Annotated in this window: 22 protein-coding genes, 1 tRNA gene and 1 riboswitch; of the genes, 14 read left to right on the top strand and 9 right to left on the bottom strand. The window is 65.1% G+C overall.

Annotated elements, in window-relative coordinates:
• The first annotated feature begins 10 nt into the window (after positions 1-10).
• Together NCR39_RS10950 and NCR39_RS10955 are read left to right on the top strand one after the other, a co-directional pair.
• On the top strand, positions 11-391 hold the full coding sequence (locus tag NCR39_RS10950) for a phage holin family protein (protein WP_250452214.1): 381 nt from the start codon (positions 11-13) through the stop codon (positions 389-391).
• A gap of 57 nt (positions 392-448) precedes the next feature.
• The gene (locus NCR39_RS10955; RefSeq protein ID WP_250452215.1) at positions 449-973 is read left to right on the top strand and encodes a DUF3318 domain-containing protein; all 525 of its coding nucleotides are present in this window, start codon (positions 449-451) and stop codon (positions 971-973) included.
• 5 nt (positions 974-978) lie between these two features.
• Here NCR39_RS10955 and NCR39_RS10960 read toward each other — a convergent pair whose 3' ends face one another.
• From NCR39_RS10960 to glyA, 7 genes are all read right to left on the bottom strand, one after another.
• Complete coding sequence (locus NCR39_RS10960) at positions 979-1,437, bottom strand: type IV pilin protein (RefSeq protein WP_250452216.1); 459 nt, start codon at positions 1,435-1,437, stop codon at positions 979-981.
• 9 nt (positions 1,438-1,446) lie between these two features.
• Positions 1,447-1,917: a pilus assembly PilX family protein gene (locus NCR39_RS10965; RefSeq protein ID WP_250452217.1), complete on the bottom strand. Its 471-nt coding sequence runs from the start codon at positions 1,915-1,917 to the stop codon at positions 1,447-1,449.
• 26 nt (positions 1,918-1,943) lie between these two features.
• Positions 1,944-2,723 carry a PilW family protein gene (locus tag NCR39_RS10970; RefSeq protein WP_250452218.1) on the bottom strand — a complete coding sequence of 260 codons (780 nt, stop codon included), beginning with the start codon at positions 2,721-2,723 and terminating at the stop codon, positions 1,944-1,946.
• Entirely contained in the window at positions 2,720-3,103 is a 384-nt protein-coding gene (locus tag NCR39_RS10975; RefSeq protein WP_250452219.1) for a type IV pilus modification PilV family protein, read from the bottom strand. The genes NCR39_RS10970 and NCR39_RS10975 overlap by 4 nt, the downstream gene beginning before the upstream one ends.
• Positions 3,100-3,648 carry a GspH/FimT family pseudopilin gene (locus tag NCR39_RS10980; protein ID WP_250452220.1) on the bottom strand — a complete coding sequence of 183 codons (549 nt, stop codon included), beginning with the start codon at positions 3,646-3,648 and terminating at the stop codon, positions 3,100-3,102. Before NCR39_RS10980 ends, NCR39_RS10975 begins: the two co-directional genes overlap by 4 nt.
• 152 nt (positions 3,649-3,800) lie before the next feature.
• Complete coding sequence (gene nrdR, locus NCR39_RS10985) at positions 3,801-4,283, bottom strand: transcriptional regulator NrdR (protein ID WP_035967852.1); 483 nt, start codon at positions 4,281-4,283, stop codon at positions 3,801-3,803.
• A gap of 18 nt (positions 4,284-4,301) precedes the next feature.
• Positions 4,302-5,549, bottom strand: coding sequence for a serine hydroxymethyltransferase (glyA, locus tag NCR39_RS10990; protein ID WP_250452221.1), 1,248 nt, complete (start codon positions 5,547-5,549; stop codon positions 4,302-4,304).
• A 148-nt stretch (positions 5,550-5,697) separates the two neighbouring features.
• A riboswitch (ZMP/ZTP riboswitch) is annotated at positions 5,698-5,796 on the bottom strand.
• Positions 5,797-6,017: 221 nt separating this feature from the next.
• Here glyA and ydfG point away from each other — a divergent pair.
• The 11 genes from ydfG to NCR39_RS11045 all read left to right on the top strand — a co-directional run bounded on the left by ydfG (position 6,018) and on the right by NCR39_RS11045 (position 14,767).
• On the top strand, positions 6,018-6,764 hold the full coding sequence (ydfG, locus tag NCR39_RS10995) for a bifunctional NADP-dependent 3-hydroxy acid dehydrogenase/3-hydroxypropionate dehydrogenase YdfG (protein ID WP_250452222.1): 747 nt from the start codon (positions 6,018-6,020) through the stop codon (positions 6,762-6,764).
• Positions 6,765-6,890: 126 nt separating this feature from the next.
• Positions 6,891-7,367: a tol-pal system-associated acyl-CoA thioesterase gene (ybgC, locus tag NCR39_RS11000; RefSeq protein ID WP_250452223.1), complete on the top strand. Its 477-nt coding sequence runs from the start codon at positions 6,891-6,893 to the stop codon at positions 7,365-7,367.
• Between the two features lie 124 nt (positions 7,368-7,491).
• A complete protein-coding gene (gene tolQ, locus NCR39_RS11005; RefSeq protein WP_040051147.1) occupies positions 7,492-8,169 on the top strand; it encodes a protein TolQ in 678 nt (225 codons plus the stop codon).
• Between the two features lie 12 nt (positions 8,170-8,181).
• On the top strand, positions 8,182-8,625 hold the full coding sequence (gene tolR / locus NCR39_RS11010; RefSeq protein ID WP_250452224.1) for a protein TolR: 444 nt from the start codon (positions 8,182-8,184) through the stop codon (positions 8,623-8,625).
• Positions 8,622-9,737: a cell envelope integrity protein TolA gene (tolA, locus tag NCR39_RS11015; protein ID WP_250452225.1), complete on the top strand. Its 1,116-nt coding sequence runs from the start codon at positions 8,622-8,624 to the stop codon at positions 9,735-9,737. The genes tolR and tolA overlap by 4 nt, the downstream gene beginning before the upstream one ends.
• A 106-nt stretch (positions 9,738-9,843) precedes the next feature.
• The gene (tolB, locus tag NCR39_RS11020; protein ID WP_250452226.1) at positions 9,844-11,136 is read left to right on the top strand and encodes a Tol-Pal system beta propeller repeat protein TolB; all 1,293 of its coding nucleotides are present in this window, start codon (positions 9,844-9,846) and stop codon (positions 11,134-11,136) included.
• A gap of 54 nt (positions 11,137-11,190) precedes the next feature.
• Complete coding sequence (gene pal, locus NCR39_RS11025; protein WP_040051151.1) at positions 11,191-11,697, top strand: peptidoglycan-associated lipoprotein Pal; 507 nt, start codon at positions 11,191-11,193, stop codon at positions 11,695-11,697.
• Between the two features lie 46 nt (positions 11,698-11,743).
• Positions 11,744-12,493 carry a tol-pal system protein YbgF gene (ybgF, locus tag NCR39_RS11030; protein WP_250452329.1) on the top strand — a complete coding sequence of 250 codons (750 nt, stop codon included), beginning with the start codon at positions 11,744-11,746 and terminating at the stop codon, positions 12,491-12,493.
• A 132-nt stretch (positions 12,494-12,625) separates the two neighbouring features.
• Positions 12,626-12,701: transfer RNA gene (locus NCR39_RS11035), tRNA-Lys, on the top strand.
• A gap of 177 nt (positions 12,702-12,878) precedes the next feature.
• Positions 12,879-13,955 (top strand): helix-turn-helix transcriptional regulator, encoded by a 1,077-nt coding sequence (locus NCR39_RS11040; RefSeq protein WP_250452227.1) that lies wholly within the window; start codon positions 12,879-12,881, stop codon positions 13,953-13,955.
• Entirely contained in the window at positions 13,952-14,767 is an 816-nt protein-coding gene (locus tag NCR39_RS11045; RefSeq protein ID WP_250452228.1) for an SIR2 family NAD-dependent protein deacylase, read from the top strand. The genes NCR39_RS11040 and NCR39_RS11045 overlap by 4 nt, the downstream gene beginning before the upstream one ends.
• Here the strand turns inward: NCR39_RS11045 and NCR39_RS11050 are convergent.
• Together NCR39_RS11050 and NCR39_RS11055 are read right to left on the bottom strand one after the other, a co-directional pair.
• Positions 14,755-18,219: an ATP-binding protein gene (locus NCR39_RS11050; RefSeq protein ID WP_250452229.1), complete on the bottom strand. Its 3,465-nt coding sequence runs from the start codon at positions 18,217-18,219 to the stop codon at positions 14,755-14,757. The two genes, NCR39_RS11045 and NCR39_RS11050, sit on opposite strands and share 13 nt — an antisense overlap.
• 3 nt (positions 18,220-18,222) lie before the next feature.
• Positions 18,223-19,488 (bottom strand): metallophosphoesterase family protein, encoded by a 1,266-nt coding sequence (locus tag NCR39_RS11055; protein WP_250452230.1) that lies wholly within the window; start codon positions 19,486-19,488, stop codon positions 18,223-18,225.
• A 180-nt stretch (positions 19,489-19,668) separates the two neighbouring features.
• Here NCR39_RS11055 and NCR39_RS11060 point away from each other — a divergent pair, with 180 nt between their 5' ends.
• On the top strand, positions 19,669-19,890 hold the full coding sequence (locus NCR39_RS11060) for a hypothetical protein (RefSeq protein ID WP_040051156.1): 222 nt from the start codon (positions 19,669-19,671) through the stop codon (positions 19,888-19,890).

Consider the following 19,890-nt stretch of genomic DNA (forward strand, 5'->3'; position numbering starts at 1 on the left):
CACCCAAACCATGACGACAGACCGGCTACCGCGCGAAACGTCCCAAGGACCCTTGCGCCGCATCGTGAGCTCCGCTTTCGCCATCTTCGAGACGCGGCTTGAACTCATCGGCATCGAGCTACAGGAAGAGAAGGAGCGGCTGATCGGCGTGCTGTTCCTCGGCCTCGCGGCGATGATGCTGGCCATGATGGCGCTGATCTCCCTCACGGTGCTGATCGCCATTTTCTTTTGGGACAACTACCGCTGGGAGGCGCTCGGCGGCATTACGCTGCTGTACGCCGTGATCGCGATCATTTGTGGCCTCACCGCACGCAGCAAGCTGCGCAACGCGCCGCATCTGTTCGACGACACGCTCGACCAGTTCCGCAAGGACCGCGACATTTTCGATTGATATACGCGGCGCGCTACGCTTCCCGTCCACGCTGAACCACCACTTGCCCGTTCGACCATGAGCCATAACGACGACACCTACAAGGCAGGCAAACGCGAAGTGCAGCAGCAGCTTCGCACGCCGCACATGCGCACGCTGCGCAAGGAACTGCTGCTTGCTCGCGCGGACGTCGAGCGCATGGAGCTGCGCCAAGCGACGAACGACTTGCGCGATTCCGTCGCGCATCTGCCGCTCATCGGCATGCTCGTGCCGGGCGTGCGTACCGGGCGGCGCCCGGTGAGGCGCGGGGCGGCGAGCGGCGGCATCGGCAATCTGCTCAGTTCGCTGCTCGGCGGCGGCAGTGGCGGCGGTCCGGCTGGCGGCAAGTTCGCTTTCCTCTTCAAGCAGTATCCAGTCGTCGGATCGCTCGCCTCGCTCTTGCTGACGCGGCCCGTGCGCAACACCGTGCTGCGCGGTGCTAAGCCGTTGCTCAAGTGGGGCGGCCTCGGGCTCGCGGCTTGGGAAGCGTGGCGCATCTACCAGCAGATGAAAGTCACGACCACGGAAACGTCGACCAACGCAGTCGATCCCACGGTTTTCTGAACGCATCATCCCTTTCCTGTCCAGCACGCGGACGACTTCGCGGCATCGAGCAGGGCTGCGCCGTCCGCCAAGCGGTTCGAGCGCAGCCCGGTTGCATCGATGACAAACGCGCCGCATGCGTCGTTCTGCATGGCGCCGGTTGCGATAGGCGCCGCTTCGATCGTGTAGCCGCCGTTCGTCGCGGATTCCTGCAGCAGCGTCAGTCGATAAACCGGCGTGCCGCTAGACGGCGCCTGATCCAGTCCGGCGCCGAGCGCGATGGCATCGGTTCCCGTCTGCGCAAGCCGCGCCGTTTCGACGAATTGCACCGCGCGCATGAGCGCCGCCGCCGCCTCCAGCCGATGCGTCTTCGCCACGTGCGCCCGATACGCCGGCAGCGCAAATGTCGCGATGATCGCGGCGACGCCGAGCGCGATCATCAGTTCGAGCAGGCTGAAGCCTGCGCGTTTCCGATGTCGATTCATAGATTCTCCTCAAAATGGTTTCGCCACCACGCGCCGCCAGTGTTGCGCGACGCCACTGCTCGTCGAGTCGATCCGCACCTGTAGCCAAGCCTCGGTCTGCGGCTGCGTGCCGAAGCCGCGCGCGGTGACCAGATACGACGCCGCCGACGATTGATCCGCTCGCGCCCACGCCTCGATGAGACACTGCGGCGCGCGCATCGCGTACGGCCACACGGCAAACGGTGAGATCGCCACCGCCGACGCGCCTTCGAACGACGCCTTCGATCGCCAGCGCGCCGGCTCCTGATTCGCCGATCCCGTCGCGGGCAACGCCGCCGACAGCATCCGGCTGCAACGGATGAGCGCGCTGTCCGCCGCATGGAACGCCTGGATGCGCTCGCGGGCCGCGAGTGTCGTCCGTGCGGCGATGAGCGATGTCTGCAGCCACGCGCTCGCGGTCACGAGCAGCATCGCGGCGAGCAGCAAGACGATCGGCAACACGGTGCCGCGAGATGTCGAGCGACGCCTCATGCCGCCCCCCCGCCGCTTGTCGCCGCCACGTTGCGTATCTCGACACGACGCCAGAACGCCTGCCGCAACCGGCCATCGTCGGCGATGACAGACGCGCCGTTGCAGTCGACGTAACTCGCCCTCGCCTTCGCCAGCACCGCGAAGCCGCGCACGAGCACGCACAGGTCGGCGGCGTGAACGTCGGGCCATCGGTCGCGCGGGATCGCGGAGGCATCGACCGCACTCGATGCGCCCGTCAGCCAATACAGGACGCGAATGCGCTCGATGCCTTCCACCAGCGGCTGCGCCTGCTTGCCGCTGCCTTCGCAGTACAGTTCGGGCTCGCCCGCCGACGTGCCGGCTTTCGCATAGAAGCGATTGGTGACGAACGCGGTAGCGACCGCCTGACCGAGGCAATCGGTCGGCGCGCCCGTGGACGTGGGCCACGTCGATACGGCATCCGCCGCGTACCGGACCTGCACGCCATCCGACCGGCTCGCGAGCGATTCGCACGTCGCCGACGTCTCCGCGCCGACAACGCGGCCTTGCGCGCAGCCGAAGAGCGGCGCGTCGGCGCGTGCGGCTCCGAACCCTGCCATCTGGATATGCTGCGAGAGCAGTTCCAGCGCGGTGACGGCGCCGTCGTGCATGCGTGCAACGTCGGCGGCGCGCTCGAAAGCGGCACGTTGCGCGCGATACAGCGAGAGCGCCGCGACCACGATCAACATGCCGAGCGCGAGTGCAATCGTGAGTTCGAGCAGCGTATGCCCGCGCGCGATGACAGAACGCTTGCTCATCGCGCGAACGCCACCACGATGCACGAAGCGCGCGGCTTCGCCTGCGGCTCCGGGCAAGGGTCGGCGCGATCGTCCGCGCGCCAGCTCACGGTCGCGACGTGCATGCCATCGGCGCGATCCCGAACGGCGACATCGGCATCGGGCAACAAGGACGCCGCCCTTGCCTGCCATTGCGGCACGACCGCGCCGCGATCCGCATCGCTTCGAATACCTTCGATGACGGAATCGGCGATGAGCGCGGCCCGCTCCCGCATCAGCGCGAGACGCTCGCCACGCGCAAGCGCGCTTTGCACCGCGACGAAGCCGAGCGCGGTGATGGCGGTAATCGAAAGCGCAATCATCACTTCGAGCAACGAATCGCCACATTGGAACGTCTTCATGCCGATGCTCCGCAACTGTCCGCCGTCATGCGCGGACGCCCGCCCGCCGCGAGCCGGATGCAGCGCCTCGCCGATGCATTCGCGGCGGAATCGGCGCCGCGCGGGGCGAGATCGAAGCTGCGAAAGCCGCCGATCACCTGGCCCGCAGGCGGCGTGAACGAAAGATCCGTGGCGGCGCCCGCAATGGCAATCGACGTTATCGCCGGTTCCACGCGCAAAAGCGCGGGGACGCCGTCGCGATCGACGAACAAGGCCCAGCCGCAAGACCAGTCCGTGATGCCGTTCTCGCAGCTTTTTCCCGATGCGAGGCAATGCCGCGCGGCATCGATGCGGCATAGCGTGACGCGCGCGCCGCGCCGCAATGCTTCGGCGCGGGCAAGCGAGAGCGTGGAAAAAAGCGAGCGCGCGCGGGCATCGACCTGATCGCGCGTCTGCCACGCGAAGAACGAGGGCGTCGCGAAGGTCGCGATGATCGCCATGACGGCGAGCACCACGCAAAGCTCGACGAGCGTGAAGCCCGCGAAGGACGTGCGATTCATCTGCATCCCTTATCGATTCGAATTGAACGAACGTCGAATCTATCCGGAAGCAACGCGCGCCGCCATTAGCCGAACGGCCTAGTGTTCGAGCGGCTGCGCCCTCGGCAAACTACGCGAGGGAAACGGGAAAGGCTTGCGGAGGAAGGATGAAACGGGAATCAGCGCTTGCGGGAAGCGGATTTCTTGGGCGCGGCGCGGCGGAATTCGTCGAGCACGTCTTCGAATTCGGAGACGTCTTCGAAGCGCTTGTAGACGGACGCGAACCGCACGTACGCAATGGTGTCGAGCTGGCGCAACTCGTTCATCACGAGTTCGCCGAGCCGTTCGCTTTGTACTTCGCGCTCGCCGCTGCCAAGCAACTGATATTCGATGCGCGCGACGGCGGCATCGATGGCGTCGGCCGCGACGGGCCGCTTGCGCAGCGCCAGCTTCATGCTCGCGACAATCTTGCGGCGGTCGAACTCCGTGCGGCTGCCGTCTTTCTTGACGACCGACGGCAGCGCGAGTTCGACGCGCTCATACGTGGTGAAACGCTTGTCGCACGCGGGACAGCGACGCCGCCGCCGAATGGCCGCGCCATCCTCCGACACGCGAGAATCCACGACCTGAGTGTCTTCGTGTCGGCAGAATGGGCAGCGCATTGGCGTGTGTCTCGCAAATCAGCGGTAGACCGGGAAGCGCTTGGTCAGCTCGGCCACTTGCCCGCGCACGCGTTCGAGATTCGCCTGATCTTCCGGATTGTCGAGCACGTCCGCGATCAGATTGCCGACGATCTCCGCTTCCTTCGTGCCGAAACCGCGCGTGGTCATCGCGGGCGAGCCGAGACGCACGCCGCTCGTGACGAACGGCTTTTCCGGATCGTTCGGAATGGCGTTCTTGTTGACCGTGATGTGCGCAGCGCCGAGCGCCGCTTCCGCAGCCTTGCCGGTGATGTTCTTCGCGCGCAGATCGACGAGCATCACGTGGCTTTCCGTGCGTCCCGACACGATGCGCAGGCCGCGCTTCACCAGCGTTTCGGCGAGCACGCGCGCGTTGTCGATCACGCCTTGCTGATACGTCTTGAACTCCGGCGCGAGCGCTTCCTTGAACGCGACGGCCTTCGCGGCGATCACGTGCATGAGCGGGCCGCCCTGAATGCCGGGGAAAATCGCGGAATTGATCTGCTTCTCGAATTCCGATTTCATCAGGATGACGCCGCCGCGCGGGCCGCGCAGGCTCTTGTGCGTGGTCGTGGTGACGAAATCCGCGTGCGGCACCGGGTTCGGATAAAGGCCGGCGGCGACGAGACCCGCGTAGTGCGCCATGTCGACCATGAAGTAAGCGCCGACGCTCTTCGCGATCTTCGACAGACGTTCGAAGTCGATACGCAGCGCAAACGCCGACGCGCCCGCCACGATCAGCTTCGGCTTGTGTTCCTTGGCAAGCGCTTCGGTCTTTTCGTAGTCGATGTCTTCGGCTTCGTTCAGACCGTAGCTCACGACGTTGAACCACTTGCCCGACATGTTGACGGGCGAGCCGTGCGTGAGGTGACCGCCTTCGGCGAGGCTCATGCCCATGATGGTGTCGCCCGGCTTCAGCACGGCGAAGAACACACCCTGGTTGGCCTGCGAGCCGGAGTTCGGCTGCACGTTCGCGGCTTCCGCGCCGAAAAGCTGCTTCACGCGGTCGATGGCGAGCTGCTCGACGATATCCACGTATTCGCAGCCGCCGTAATAGCGCTTACCGGGATAGCCTTCGGCGTATTTGTTCGTGAGTTGGGAACCCTGCGCGGCCATGACGGCGGGCGAGGTGTAGTTTTCCGACGCGATCAGTTCGATGTGATCTTCCTGACGGCGGTTTTCCTGCTCGATCGCCTTGAGCAATTCGGGATCGACCTTGGCAAGGGTACTTTCGGCTCTGTCGAACATACGTTTTCCGTGAAATCAGAACAGGTTGACCGGGACGCGCGGGCGCACGAAGGGCTGGACACCGATGAAGTCCAGACGCGACGGATGAGGGAAGACTCCGGTTTCGCGGAACGGACAGCCACCGGCAACGCAGCGACGGCGCGCGGATCTCAGCTGCCCAGGCGAACGGCAAAACGACGCTCCGCGCTTCCTAGTGGGTCGTTCCACCTTGAATCCGAAGATTCTATCGCCAGTCACGCGGGGTTTGAGCGTTGTAGTTTAATGGGCGGCAGGGCTTTAGGCAACCGGCCCCAGGGCCAATGGGCATGCGGTTCGGGCGTCCCGCCGCCGCGCCCGAAAGCACGACCGTTCGCACGCACGATTACTTGCCGCGCCGCATCAACCGAAGTACTCTTTGCGCCGTTGCCGGACACGCGCCCTCGCGCGCTCCGGTTCCGTCTATCGCTCCTATCGAACCGGAATTCGACCATGATCGTCTTCGTCACCGGCGCATCCGCCGGCTTCGGCGCTGCCATCGCGCGCGCATTCGTCAAGGGCGGCCATCGCGTGATCGCGGCGGCGCGTCGCAAAGAGCGGCTCGTCGAGCTGTCGAAAGAACTCGGCGACGCGCTGCTGCCCATCGAACTCGACGTGCGCGACAGCAACGCCATCAAGAATGCGGTCGCCTCGCTGCCCGAAGCGTTCGCGCACATCGACGTACTTGTCAACAACGCGGGCCTCGCGCTCGGTCTCGAACCCGCGCAACGTGCGAACCTCGACGACTGGCTGAACATGATCGACACGAACTGCGCGGGCCTCGTCGCGGTCACGCACGCAATCCTGCCGGGCATGGTCGAGCGCAATCGCGGTCACGTCTTCAATCTCGGCTCGGTCGCGGCGACGTATCCGTATGCCGGCGGCAACGTGTACGGCGCGACCAAGGCGTTCGTGCGCCAGTTCAGCCTGAATCTGCGCGCGGACCTCGCCGGCACGGCGCTGCGCGTCACGGACATCGAGCCGGGACTTTGCGGCGGCACCGAATTTTCGAATGTGCGTTTCAAGGGCGACGACGACAAAGCAGCGTCCGTCTATCAAGACATGCAGCCGCTCACGCCCGAAGACATCGCCGACGCCATTTATTGGATCGCCACGCGCCCCGCTCACGTCAATATCAACGCGATCGAACTGATGCCGATCGCGCAGACGTTCGCACCGTTGCAAATTCACCGCGGCTAAAGCACCAAGTCTCTGAGGATTTAGCGAGCGCGCAGCGTGTTCCGGTAAAATGCCGCCGATGAATATTTGTCAAAAAGCAAGCCATAGCGGGCCGGTCGGCCCGGGCGCGAGCGGGACGGCGCGAAGGTGAGCGATCCATTGGTTTTCGAATGGCCGATTCGCGTGTATTACGAGGACACCGACGCCGGTGGCATCGTTTTCTACGCGAATTACCTGAAGTTCTTCGAGCGGGCGCGCACCGAATGGCTGCGCGCATGCGGCATCGACCAGCAGCGTCTCGCGGAATCGGACGGCATCGTGTTCGTCGTGAAAAGGACGTCGGTCGATTATTCGGCGCCCGCGCGTCTCGACGACGTCATCCGTATCGCGAGCCGTATCGAGCGGCTCGGTCGCGCATCGGTGGACTTTCATCAGGAAGCGTGGCGCGGCGGCGTGCTGCTCGCGACCGGCGATATTCGTGTCGCTTCGGTGAATCGCGCGTCGATGCGGCCTGCCGGCATTCCCGAACCCGTGCTCGCCGGATTAAAGCGCGGTCCTCATATGGCGAGCATCGCGATTGCTGAACAGCCCTCTTTGCCCGAATGCGGATCCAGCCGTGGTTAGCGAAGTAATGACAATCGAAAAAGAGCCGGCCGTCGCGCGGCTTTCGTTTTATTCACATTTGACTCACGAAAGCGTAACGCGCTCCTGACCGAACGCCTTTTCCGGGACGCAACAGCAGACCTTTATGAACAATACTCAAGACTTGTCGATCGTTTCTCTCGTCGTACACGCGAGCGTCCTCGCTCAAGCCGTGATGGCGTTGTTGCTGCTTTTATCGCTTCTTTCGTGGACTTTCATTTTCCGCAAGTGGTTTGCCATTCGGCGTGCGCGTGCGCAAACCGAGCGTTTCGAACGCGATTTCTGGTCCGGCGGCGACCTGCAGGCGCTGTATCAAAGCGCGGCGAACAATCGCCACACCATCGGCGCGCTGGAGCGTATCTTTGAATCCGGCATGCGCGAATTCCTGAAGGGCAAGGAACGCCGCATCACCGATCCGAGCGCCATTCTCGACGGTTCCCGCCGCGCCATGCGCGCCGCCTTTCAGCGCGAAATGGACGTGCTCGAAGCCAATCTGGCGTTTCTCGCTTCGGTCGGCTCGGTGAGTCCGTATATCGGTCTCTTCGGCACGGTGTGGGGCATCATGAATTCGTTCCGCGGCCTGGCCAACGTGCAGCAGGCAACGCTCGCGAACGTCGCGCCGGGCATCGCCGAAGCGCTCGTCGCCACCGCGATCGGCCTGTTCGCCGCGATTCCCGCCGTCGTCGCGTACAACCGCTACGCGCACGACATCGATCGACTGGCGATCCGCTTCGAGACCTTCATCGAAGAGTTCTCGAACATCTTGCAGCGCCAGGCGCACTAACAGGAGCTCGCGATGGCAGGCCCGATTCGTTCCAGCATGCGCGGCAGTTCGCGTCGCGCGATGGCCGACATCAACGTCGTGCCGTACATCGACGTGATGCTCGTGCTGCTCGTCATTTTCATGGTGACGGCGCCGCTCGTTTCGCCGTCGATCATCAATCTGCCGACCGTCGGCAACGCGCAGCCGCAGGAGCAGCAGCCGCCGCTCGTCATCAATATCAAGGCCGACGGCAGCATGAACGTGCGCTACAAGGACGAAGGCGGCGCGACGCAAGAACAGAAAATGACGATGGCCGATCTCAACAGCTTCGTGCTCAACCGGCAGGAGCTGCATCCGGATCAGCCCGTTGTGATCGCGGCGGACAAGACGGTGAAATATGAAGCCGTCATGAACGTGATGTCCGATATGAAGGCGCGCGGCGTGAAGCGCGTCGGATTGCTCGTCAAATCGCAATGATCGATCGTCGCACCAGTCAGCCTCAGCAGGCACGGTCACGCTCGGCGCGGCCCGCTCGCCCGCCGCGCGAACGCGGCACGGGCAAGGCGTTCGCGCTCGCGGCGGTCATGCATCTGCTGCTCGGCTGGCTGCTTTATCACGGCATCAACTGGCAGAACAACACGCCGGCAGGCGCGGAAGCCGAAATCTGGACCGACATTCCGGACATGTCCGCGCCGACGCCACGCCCCGCTCCCCCGCCGCCCGCGCCGGTGAAGGTGCAGCCCGCGCCGCCGCCCGCGAAGGACGAAGACGCGGACATCGCGCTGCAGGAAAAGAAGCGCAAGCAACAGGAAGCCGCCGCGCGCGAAGCGCAGCTCGCCGAGCAGCGCCGCCAGCAGGAAGCGCGCGACGAAGCCGAAGCGAAGCGTCAGCAGCAACTGGCCGAGCAGGCCGCCGCCGCTGCCGCCGCGCAAAAGGCAATGCAGGAAAAGCAGAAGCAGATCGAAAAGCAGCGTCAGGCCGATTTGCAGAAGCAACAGCAGCAGCAGCAAAAGGCGCAGCAAGAGAAGGCACGCCAGGAACAACAGGCCGAAGCCCAGAAGGCCGAGCAGCTCAAGGAACAGAAGGACGCCAAGGAAGCGAAGGCCAAGGCCGACGCGCAAGCCAAGGCGAAGGCCGATGCCGACGCCAAGGCCAAGGCAGCGGCTAAAGCGAAGGCCGACGCCGAAGCCAAGGCGAAGGTCGATCAGGAACGCAAGGCTCGCCTCGCGCAGTTGCAAGGACAGTTGGGCGGCGGCACCGCGTCGAGCGGCGAAGGGTTGGCGAAGAGCGGCACCGGGCGCGGCGCGGGCGGCAACGCCACGTCGCCGGGTTATGCGGAGAAGGTGCAGCGGCGCGTGCGGCCGAACATCGTGTGGGCCGGCGAAACCGCGGGGCTGGAGACGGTCGTGTCGGTGCGCTGCTCGTCGTCGGGCACGCTGCTGTCGGCGAGCATCAGCCGGTCGAGCGGCAACGAACAATGGGATCAGGCGGCGCTGCGCGCGGTGCAGCGTTCGGACCCGATGCCGGTCGACACCGACGGCAAGGCGCCCGATCACTTCACCATCACGCTGCGCCCGGCGGGAGGCTGATCGCCCGGCTGCGCAAGGCGTGGCCGGTGGGAACGAATCGTGCAACCGGGGGTCTGTTCTGCATTCCCCAGACACTTGAAAACGCTTTTTTCGGAACCTAAACAGCATGAGTTTGATGACGAAGCTTGGCCTGAAAACGCTGGTCGCATCCTGCCTGATCGCAGCCGGCACCGCCGCACACGCCCAGTTGAACGTGCTCGTCACCGGCGTCGGTTCGACGCAGTTTCCGATCGCGACGGCCAATTTCGCCAACGAGGCGAGCTCGCCGCAGCAAGTCAGCGCGATCATTCGTCAGGATTTGCAGAGAAGCGGCAAGTTCACGAACGTCGACGCGGGCGGCACGCCGGTCGCGGAAACCGACTCCGTCGATCTCGGCGCATGGAAAGCCAAGGGCGCCGACGCATTCGTGTCCGGCAGCGTCACGCGGCTGTCGAACGGACAGTACGAAGTGCGCTTCCGCCTCTATGACACGGTGAAGCAGCAGAGCCTGGGCGGCCTCTCGCTCGTCAGCGCGGAAAGCGGCTTGCGCATGAGCGCGCACAAGATCGCGGACTACATCTACGCCAAGCTGCTCGGCGGCCGCGGCGTGTTCGCCACGCGTCTGTCGTACGTCATCCAGACCGGTGGGCGTTATCAATTGCAGATTTCGGATTCGGACGGCCAGGACGCGAAGATCGCCCTTTCCAGCCCGGAACCGATCATCTCGCCCGCATGGTCGCCGGACGGCACGAAGGTCGCGTACGTGTCGTTCGAACGCAAGAAGCCGGTCGTCTACATCCACGACCTGCCGACGGGACGCCGCGTGATCGTATCGAATCAGAAGGGCAACAACAGTGCGCCGGCATGGTCGCCTGACGGGCGCAAGCTCGCGGTCGCCCTGTCGCGCACCGGCAATACGCAGATTTTCGAAGTCAACGCGGACGGCTCCGGCCTGCGCCGTCTGACGCAAGGCAGTTCCATCGATACCGAGCCGGCCTACTCGCCCGATGGCAACTCCATCTATTTCACGAGCGATCGCGGCGGCCAACCGCAGATCTACAAGATGCCGGCGGCGGGGGAAAGCGCCGGCGCGGCCCAGCGGGTCACGTTTGCGGGGAGCTACAACACGAGCCCGCGCGTGAGTCCGGACGGCAAGCAACTCGCGTACATTTCGCGCACTGGCGGCGGCTTCAAGCTGTATCTGCAGGACCTCGCGTCCGGCACGGCAACGGGGCTGACCGACACGACGCATGACGAATCGCCGAGCTTCGCGGCGAACGGTCAGTACATCCTCTACGCCACCCAAGTGAACGGACGTGGCGTGTTGGCAGCCGTGTCGACCGATGGTCGCACGCGGCAAGTCTTGTCAGTTCAGGGCGGTGCGGTGCGCGAGCCGTCCTGGGGTCCGTTCATGCAATAAATCAGCAACAACGTTTCATATACAACGTTCAGCTACAACACAAGGAGAGGTACCATGATGTCGAAACTTCGTATCGGCCTGGCAGTTGCGATGGTCGGCGCATTGGCAGCGTGTCACTCGGGCGTGAAGCTCGATGAAGGCGCGAACAAGGGTGCGGGCACGGCGCAGCCGAACCCGCGCGACGTTCAAACGGTCAATGTCGACCCGCTGAACGATCCGAACAGCCCGCTCGCCAAGCGCAGCATCTATTTCGACTTCGACAGCTATGCCGTGAAGGACGACTATCAGCCGCTGCTGCAGCAACACTCGTCGTATCTGAAGAGCCATCCGGAGCGTCACGTCCTGATTCAAGGCAACACCGACGAACGCGGCACGAGCGAGTACAACCTCGCGCTGGGCCAAAAGCGTGCGGAAGCCGTGCGTCGCGCCATGTCGCTGATGGGCGTCGCGGATTCGCAGATGGAAGCCGTGAGCCTCGGCAAGGAAAAGCCGACGGCGACGGGTCACGACGAGTCGTCGTACGCGCAGAACCGCCGTGCGGATCTCGTATATCAGCAGTAAGTCGTAACACTCTCAGTCACGTAACCAGTCACGGGTGAGTCGCCCTATGTTGTATCGCTTTCCCTTGCTGCGGGTGGCCGCAGCCGCGTGTTTCGCCGTTTCGGCCCTGTCGGGCGCGCCTGCGCATGCCGGTGTCTTCGACGACAACGAAGCGCGCAAGGCCGTGCTCGATCTGCGCACGAAAACGGATGGTCTCGCCAGCCAGTTGTCGGCAGCGCAGCGCACGATCCTCGATCAGTCGAACCGTATCGACCAGTTGAATCAGCAGGTCGCGACGCTTCGCGGTCAGAACGAGGATCTGGCGAATCAGGTCACGACGCTGCAAAAGCAGCAGAAGGACTATTACGCCGATCTCGACACGCGCCTGAAGAAGTTCGAGCCGCAGCAGCAGACTATCGACGGCGTGACCGGTTCGGTCGAGCCCGGCGAGACGGAAGCGTTCAACGCAGCATCGACTCAGTTCCGTAACGGTGACTACAAGAACGCCGCGGCGTCGTTCAAGGCGTTCGTATCGAAGTATCCGCAGAGCCCGTATCAGCCGACCGCGCAATACTGGCTCGGCAATGCGTTGTATGCGCAGCGCGACTACAAGGGATCGACCGCGATCTGGCAGAACCTGGTGAAGACGTATCCGACGCATCCGCGAGCACCCGAAGCGTTGCTGGCAATCGCGAACAACCAGATCGAGCAAGGTCAAAAAGCGGCTGCGAAACAGACGCTCCAGCAGATCATCTCGCAGTACTCGGGCACTGAAGTCGCGCAGACTGCGCAAAGCAAGATGTCGCAAGTGAAGTAAGCGGAGCTTCGGCTTTCGCGCCTCTCGATGAGGACGCCCGCGGGCATGCATGCCGCGGGCGTTTCTCTTATCGATAACAGGCCAGATCGGTTGACAGCATCAGAAACTGCCGATTATAATTTTGCCTCTTTCGGGTCGTTAGCTCAGCTGGTAGAGCAGCGGACTTTTAATCCGTTGGTCGCAGGTTCGAATCCCGCACGGCCTACCAAAAGAATCAAGCAGATAGCCCAGTCCTCGTGACTGGGCTTTTTGTTTTCCGCGTACCGTTTGAGTACCCTCCGCGCGAAAGCATAGTCCTCCGCACCATCCCCCGCCCGCTCGCATCGAGACACATTCTGTCCCGATCGTTCCTATAATCGAGTCATTGCTTTCCAGCCAGATCGCCATGACCTCCAGCCTCGACGAAGCCATTCTCCGCGTGCTGCCGACCGAACGCGACGCCGTCGCCTGGCTGCCGACGCCCGAAGTGCGTCGGCGGCTCGAGGAGCGCGGGCATCGCGTCGGCTATACGAAGAAAGTGCAGCGCCACCTCACCGCGCTCGAAGCCGAATCGCGCGTGCTGTCCACCAGCAACGGCCGCGAACTGCTCTGGCAGCGCAAGCCGTGGCTGCATGGCTTGCAGGAAGGCGTCGGGTTGATGAGCGCGTCCGAGGCCGTCGCGTTCCATATTCTTCAGCGCTTCGCCGGCAACAAGCTGCCGAACGCGGTGACCAAGGACATCGACCCGCTCTTTCAGGCGGCCGAAGCGCGGCTGTCGCAGGAGAAGGCGGATAGCCGCATCTATCGCGCGTGGGCGGACAAGATCGATTCCGTCGATGGCGCCTTCACGCTGATTCGCCCGAAGCTGCGTCCGGACATCTTCAACGCGGTCGCCACCGCGACGTTCTTCGAGCGCGAACTGCTCGTGCAGTACCGGCCCGCGTACAAGAGCGAGGCAAGCGGCGATCAAAAGACTCGGCGTCTCTGGCCGCTCGCGCTCGTGGAATCGGCGGGCGTCATGTACATGGTCGCGCAGGATCCGGGCCGCGCGCCGCGCGCCGAGAAAGGCGAGACCGAAGCGGCGCGCGCGCTGTATCGGCTGGACCGGATTCGTTCGGTGACGGAATCCGGCGAGCCGTTCACGTATCCCGAAGACTTCAAGCTGCGAAAGTACATCGAGACGCAGCAGGCGTTCGACTTCCTGCCCGAACCGGCCGTGCGGCTCGAACTGGCTTTCGATGGCAGCGCGGGCAATCAGTTGCGCGAATCGCCGATGTCGAAGGATCAGCACATCGACACGCTGCCCGATGGCCGCATGAAAGTGACCGGCACGGTCACGCCCAGTCTCAAGCTGCGCTGGTGGCTGCGCGCGCTGGGGCCGGGCGTCGAGATTCTCGCGCCGCAATCTTTGCGCGACGAATTCGCCGGCGATTATCTGAAGCTCGCCAAGCGCTACGCCGCGCATCGGGAAGCCCACGCATGACAGACGAAACCAGCCTCCGACAAGCCGCCGAATGGCTGCGCGACGCCGACGGCCTGCTCGTCACCGCCGGCGCGGGCATGGGCGTCGATTCGGGCCTGCCGGACTTTCGCGGGCCCGAAGGTTTCTGGCGCGCGTATCCGGCGTTGCGGCATCACGGCTTCTCGTTCGAAGAGATGGCGAATCCCGAAGGCTTCACGCGGCATCCGCGCCTCGCATGGGGCTTCTACGGGCATCGGCTGGCGCTGTATCGCGCGACGGAGCCGCATGAAGGCTTTCGCGTGCTTCAGCGCTGGGCCGCGCGCATGCCGCACGGCGCGTTCGTCTTCACGAGCAACGTCGATGGCCAGTTCCAGCGCGCAGGCTTCGCGCCCGAACGCGTCGCGGAGTGCCACGGCTCGATTCACGCGATGCAATGCATCGACGGATGCACGAACGATATCTGGCCCGCCGACGATTTCGCGCCGGTCATCGACGAAAGCCGCTGCGAACTCGTCAACGCGTGGCCGTTGTGTCCGCATTGCGGGCGCATCGCGCGTCCGAACATCCTCATGTTCGGCGACTGGAACTGGATCGACACGCACGCCGCGCGTCAGGAACGCAGGCTCGCCGCGTGGCTCGATGGCGTCGAACGGCTGGTGGTGGTCGAAATGGGCGCGGGCCGCGCGCTGCCGACCGTCCGGCGCTTCAGCGAACGCCACGGCCCGCGCGTGATCCGCATCAATCCGCGCGAGCATGGCATTGCGCCGGGCGTGGGCGTCGGCATCGCGGGCGGCGCGATGGACGCGCTTCTGCGTCTCGATCAGCTCATATAGCGCACGTTGACCTGCGGCCCGAACACTTCGCGCACCATGCCGACGAGGTGATCGTGGTGGCTCAGGAAGATCACCTGCGTGCGCTTCGCCAAATGCGCGAGCACGCGCAGGCCGGCGCGAGCGCGGGCGTCGTCGAAATTGATGAAGAGATCGTCCGCGACGAACGGCAGCGCCGACGCCTTCTCTCCGTGCTCTTCGAGCGCCGCGAGCCGCAGCGCGAGGAACAACTGGTCGCGCGTGCCCTCGCTCATGCCGCCGATCTCGACGTGCTCGCCGCTCGCCGCGCGCACGGCGGCCAGCGCCATCGGCTGGCGATCGTAATCGACGACGAGCCGCGCGAACGCGCCTAGCGTCAGCTCGGAGAAGATCGCGCTTGCTCGCGAGAGCATCGGGCCTTGCCGACGCTCGCGGTATCGGTCGATCGCCCACTTCAAGAGCGTCGATGCCGTCTCGACCTTGACGAAGCGCTCGGCGGCATCGGCCATGGCGGACAGCGCTTCCTGGCGCTTCGCCTCGGCGCGCGCGGCGTTGGCTTCGCCGGAAATCGCGTCGAGTTCGCGGCGCGCGGCGGCGAGTTCGGCAGCGAGCGCCGTCGATGCGTTCACCGACTCCGTCAACGCCCCGCCGATCAGCGAAAGCTCGGCCTCCACGCTCGCGATATCCGCGCCTTCCACGTCCGCGATGAGCGCGTCGAGCGTCAGCCCGTCGCCGCCTTTGATGAACGCGTCGCGCGCGTCGTTGACGGCGGCGGTCAACTCGCGCTTGCGCTGCGACTTCGCGATGCGCGCCGCGAGCAGGTCCGGCGTATTGACGCCCGCGAGATCGTAGAGCGGACGCAAGCTCGCGCGCGCTTCGTCGAAGGCCGCTTTCGCCGCGCTCGCCTGTTCGTTCGCGGTCGCGAGTTCCTTCCGGATGCGCTCCGCTTCCGCACGCGCCGCACACGCGCTTTCGAGCCGCGTCGACAATTCGAGCGAGATCCCGTTCGCTTCCAGCGCGACGAGTTCGCTGTCGACCTGAGCCGCGAGCCGCGCGGCGTTCGACGCCAACGCCGCGAGCGACGCGCGCATCACGTCGATCTGACCGCTGCGGACGGCGTCCACGTGCGCGAGCTGCTCGCCGATTCGCTTCACGATGCCGATGGCCGTTTCCGCCGCAGACTGCGAATCCGCCGCGACCGCGACGCCCGCCTTCGCGACCGCCGCCGACCACTCGCCCTGCCAGCGCGCGAAGGCTTCGTTCGCCGCTTTCGCCGCGCTTTGCCGCGCGACGCTTTCGGCGCGCGCCGTGTCGAGTTCCCCGCCGATGTGACGACGCGTGAGCGCAGCGGCATCGATCGCGCCGATGTGGGCTTCCGCGATGTCGCACAGCGTGTCGAGACGCGCGAGCGCATCGACGGCGACGCGCGCGTGGGCGAGATGGCGCGCGAGGTCGTCGCGGTGCGCGGCGGCATCGGCGGATTCGCGCGCAAGCTCGGCGGCGTGCTTCGCAAGCGTCTGCGATGCCGACAGCGCTTCGCCGCGACGCGCGAGCCACGACGGCACATCGTCGAGCGCCATGTCCGCGATCTGCGATTGCGCCGCGAGCGTGCGCCACGTCTCGTCGAATTCTCGCAGCGCCGAAGCCGCGTCGCGCTCGGCCTGCTCGCGGCGCGCGACGGTCTGCTCGTCCGCCGACACGCGGCGCTTCAACGCGGCAAGCTGCGTCGATTGGCCGACTGAGCCGAGCTGACGATCAGCGAGCGCATCGGCTGCGTGCATCGCGATTTCGAATTCCGGCGCGGCGGACGAAAGCGGCGCATCGCCCGACTTGATCGCGCGCCAGGCGGCATCGCGCGTGTCGCGTGCTTCGCGCACTTCGTCGCCGCTCACGACCTGATGCGTCTGCACGAAGTCGCCGAGTTCGGTTTGCGTGTCGTGGAGCGCGTCCTGCGCTTCTTTCAGGCGATCTTCGGCCAGCGCCAGCCGCGACGCCAGCGCCTGCCGCTCGTCGCGCAACGATGCGATGCGCTCGGCTGTCGGCAGCGTCATCGCCTGAAGTTCGGCGAGCGGGCGCGTCCATTTCCCCAGCGATGCGAGGCCCGCCTGCAGCGCGTGTTCCGCATCGCGGCGCGCGTCGTCGAGGCGGCGTTGCGTCGCGTCGGTATCGCGATACTTCTGCGCGGCGCGCACGGCAGCACGCAAACCGGGCGCGACATCCGCGTGCGCGATCGCGGCGAGGCGCGCTTCCAGCGCCGCGATTTCCGCGACGCCCTCCTCCACCGCCCGCTCCGCATGGCGCGCGGCGAGTTCGAGTTCGCCGCGTTCGAGCATCAGGCTCGACACCGTCTGCAACGCGAGCGGCCCCGGCAACGCGCGGCGCGCGCCCGCTTCGTCCTGCGGCCAGCCGAGTTGCGCGCAATCCTGCGCGATCTGCCGCAGCCGCGCGGCGACTTCCTGTTCGAGCCGCGCGATTTCGTCGGCGTGATTCGCGCACCGATGCCGCGTCGCTTCGAGCGCGCGGATGTCCGCTTCGACGGCGAGCAGCGCCTGATCGATGCGTATCTCGCCCAAATCCTTCTGCAATTGATCGACGGCGTTCGCGTGCAGATCGAGCGCGGTCTGCGCGGACGCGAGCCGCGTCAGCGCGCTTTGCAGCGTGGCTTCGGCGTTGGCGGGAAGATCGGCGGTATCGCCGAGTTCGGCCAATTCCGCGGCCTTGTCGCGCCACACGTTCAGATACGGCGCGACACGCCGGATGCGTTCGAACCGCGCGCGCTTCGCTTCGAGTTCCGCGCGACGCGCTTCCTGTTCGCGGCTGCGCTCCTGCACGTCCTCGACCGCGCCGTGCGCACGACGCCACTGCGCGGTCCGCACGCTCGCGTTCTTGAGTTCGGCGGTCGCTTCGTCGTATTGCTTCAGGCCGATGTAATACGCGCGCTCGCCCGACTTGCGCTTCGCCCACAGGCTGTCGGCTTCGTCGGCGAGACGCTGGCGCACTTCGCCGAGACTCGCGATGCCCGCCGCCGATTGAAACAGCACCTGCCCGACATCGCTCGATGCATCGAGAATGCTCTGGCCGCCGCGAATCAGCGCCGTGTGATCGAGGCAATACATCTGCTCGAAGAAACTCTTGTCGGCGGCGCCGAGAAAGGGCGCGAGCGCGTCGGCGGTCAGCGCGTCGCCGTTGGACGTGACGAGCGGCGACTTGCGGCTCTTCGTGCGATGAAACGCAATGCCCGCGCCATCTTTTTGCAGCTTCGCGCCGAGCCGCAGATCGCTTTGCGCGTGCCTGAACGCCAGCGACGAACTATGCGGCATGCCGAACAGCAGTTCGGAGATGGCCGTCTTGATCGTGGATTTGCCCGCTTCGTTCGGGCCGACGACGAAATGAAAATCGTGCTCCGCCGACGGAAACTCGACGGTGTGATCCGTGAATTTTCCGTAGCGAATGAGATCGAGCTGACTGATGCGCATGCGTCACTCCGCGTCCGCGAGTTGCGCGATAAGGCCGGAGCGCACTTCGCTCACGAGCTTCGCGAGGTCGCCGTCGCGCACGTATTCGAGTTCGGGCACGGACTTCTGCAATTCGGCCGGCGCCTGCGACGCCAGCGTGATGAGCCGCTCTTTCAGCATCGCGAGGAATTCGGGATCGGATTCGGCTTCGATCAGAAGGCCGTGGAGATCGGCGAGCGCATCGGCGGCGCCGTCTTCATTCGATGACGGCAATGCGCGCGCGATCGGCTGCGTCGCCACTTTCACCTTTTCGAGCCACAGGCTCTCGTGGCTGATCGCCGCGATCTGCGCGAGCACTTCGGCGCGCAGCTGCGTCGCGTTGGCGAAGAGTTCGCCGTGCGCTTTCGTCGCGCCGGTGACGGTCACGCGCACCGCGTGCGGCACCGGCCGCTCGGCGCGTTCGATCAGCGCTTCGAGCGCACGGCCGGCGGCGCGCGCGACTTCTTCGAGCGTGGCGAGACCGGACGCATCGACCGTGACGGATTCCCAGCGCAGCACGTCGATAAAAAGCCGCTCGACGCTCAACTCGTCCGACTCCGACACGTTGACGATCACCGCGCCGCGCCTGCCCGTCTCGCGGATGTTGCGCCCTTGCAGATTGCCCGGAAACACGATCGTCGAGGCTTCGTCCCACATCGCGAATTCATGCACGTGCCCAAGCGCCCAGTACTGATACTCGCGCGCGTGCAGCTCGGCGACGGTGCACGGCGCGTAGTTCGCATGCGCCGACGAACCTTCCAGCGCCGTGTGCAGCACGCCGATATTGAAATAGCCATCGACGGGCGACGGATACGCGGCAGCGAGATTCGCCGTCACCGCCTTGTCCTTGAAGCTGTGGCCGTGCAGCGCGACCTTGAGCGCGTCGATGCGAAACGTCTGCGGCTTTTTCGTCGAGAACGTGTGGACGTTGTCCGGCAACTGGAGCTGGCTCGTCATTTCGCTTTCTGCGTCGTGATTGCCGTGAAGCACGTAGACCGGAATGCCCGCGCGGCGCAGCTTGCCCATCTCCTTGCAGAAGAAGATGCCGGTGTTGTGATCGCGCCAGGTGCCGTCGTACAGATCGCCGGCGATCACCATGAAATCGACTTGCTCGTCGATGGCGACGGCAACGAGCTTCGAGAACGCCTCGCGCGTGGCGTTGCGCAGCATGTCGGCGGGCGCGTCGGCGTAGGCGGACAGGCCGTGCAGCGGGCTGTCGAGATGAATGTCGGCCGCATGGATGAAGCGCATCGCGTTGTCTTCCCCTTGAGTTTTGGTGTCGCGCCGGCGGAATGCGGACAACGATCGTCGCACATGAACGAGACACTTCGCGTCTCGTTCAACGCGTGAAAAGCGGCGCGCGCAAGAGACGCGAAATGTCCCGACGGACACGCACAATCATCGACGTCAACACGAAAGCGAGGTCTACCGATGACCAGTCCCTACACCACGCATAACGTCGATGCCGCCATCGTCCATCTGGAACGCGTCTTGTCTGCCGAAGGCGCGAATTCGCTGTTCGGCCAGACATATTGGCGCACGCGCGTGCAGCAGGTCAGCGCGACACGCGGCCTGCTGCGCGATCAGCGCGTGCGGCTCGACCGGCTGATGTCCCGGCTCGCCGATGCGTCCCGCGCCGGGCGGCCGCGATGA

It is taken from the genome of Caballeronia sp. ATUFL_M2_KS44, assembly GCF_023630965.1.
Classification (GTDB): Bacteria; Pseudomonadota; Gammaproteobacteria; order Burkholderiales; family Burkholderiaceae; genus Caballeronia; species Caballeronia concitans.

Bases quoted from the DNA above. Each gene is read 5' to 3' on its own strand.
- NCR39_RS10950 (WP_250452214.1), top strand. From the start codon at position 11: ATGACGACAGACCGGCTACCGCGCGAAACGTCCCAAGGACCCTTGCGC.
- NCR39_RS10955 (WP_250452215.1), top strand. From the start codon at position 449: ATGAGCCATAACGACGACACCTACAAGGCAGGCAAACGCGAAGTGCAG.
- NCR39_RS10960 (WP_250452216.1), bottom strand. From the start codon at position 1,437: ATGAATCGACATCGGAAACGCGCAGGCTTCAGCCTGCTCGAACTGATG.
- NCR39_RS10970 (WP_250452218.1), bottom strand. From the start codon at position 2,723: ATGAGCAAGCGTTCTGTCATCGCGCGCGGGCATACGCTGCTCGAACTC.
- NCR39_RS10975 (WP_250452219.1), bottom strand. From the start codon at position 3,103: ATGAAGACGTTCCAATGTGGCGATTCGTTGCTCGAAGTGATGATTGCG.
- NCR39_RS10980 (WP_250452220.1), bottom strand. From the start codon at position 3,648: ATGCAGATGAATCGCACGTCCTTCGCGGGCTTCACGCTCGTCGAGCTT.
- nrdR (WP_035967852.1), bottom strand. From the start codon at position 4,283: ATGCGCTGCCCATTCTGCCGACACGAAGACACTCAGGTCGTGGATTCT.
- glyA (WP_250452221.1), bottom strand. From the start codon at position 5,549: ATGTTCGACAGAGCCGAAAGTACCCTTGCCAAGGTCGATCCCGAATTG.
- ydfG (WP_250452222.1), top strand. From the start codon at position 6,018: ATGATCGTCTTCGTCACCGGCGCATCCGCCGGCTTCGGCGCTGCCATC.
- tolQ (WP_040051147.1), top strand. From the start codon at position 7,492: ATGAACAATACTCAAGACTTGTCGATCGTTTCTCTCGTCGTACACGCG.
- tolR (WP_250452224.1), top strand. From the start codon at position 8,182: ATGGCAGGCCCGATTCGTTCCAGCATGCGCGGCAGTTCGCGTCGCGCG.
- tolA (WP_250452225.1), top strand. From the start codon at position 8,622: ATGATCGATCGTCGCACCAGTCAGCCTCAGCAGGCACGGTCACGCTCG.
- tolB (WP_250452226.1), top strand. From the start codon at position 9,844: ATGAGTTTGATGACGAAGCTTGGCCTGAAAACGCTGGTCGCATCCTGC.
- pal (WP_040051151.1), top strand. From the start codon at position 11,191: ATGATGTCGAAACTTCGTATCGGCCTGGCAGTTGCGATGGTCGGCGCA.
- ybgF (WP_250452329.1), top strand. From the start codon at position 11,744: ATGTTGTATCGCTTTCCCTTGCTGCGGGTGGCCGCAGCCGCGTGTTTC.
- NCR39_RS11040 (WP_250452227.1), top strand. From the start codon at position 12,879: ATGACCTCCAGCCTCGACGAAGCCATTCTCCGCGTGCTGCCGACCGAA.
- NCR39_RS11045 (WP_250452228.1), top strand. From the start codon at position 13,952: ATGACAGACGAAACCAGCCTCCGACAAGCCGCCGAATGGCTGCGCGAC.
- NCR39_RS11050 (WP_250452229.1), bottom strand. From the start codon at position 18,219: ATGCGCATCAGTCAGCTCGATCTCATTCGCTACGGAAAATTCACGGAT.
- NCR39_RS11055 (WP_250452230.1), bottom strand. From the start codon at position 19,488: ATGCGCTTCATCCATGCGGCCGACATTCATCTCGACAGCCCGCTGCAC.
- NCR39_RS11060 (WP_040051156.1), top strand. From the start codon at position 19,669: ATGACCAGTCCCTACACCACGCATAACGTCGATGCCGCCATCGTCCAT.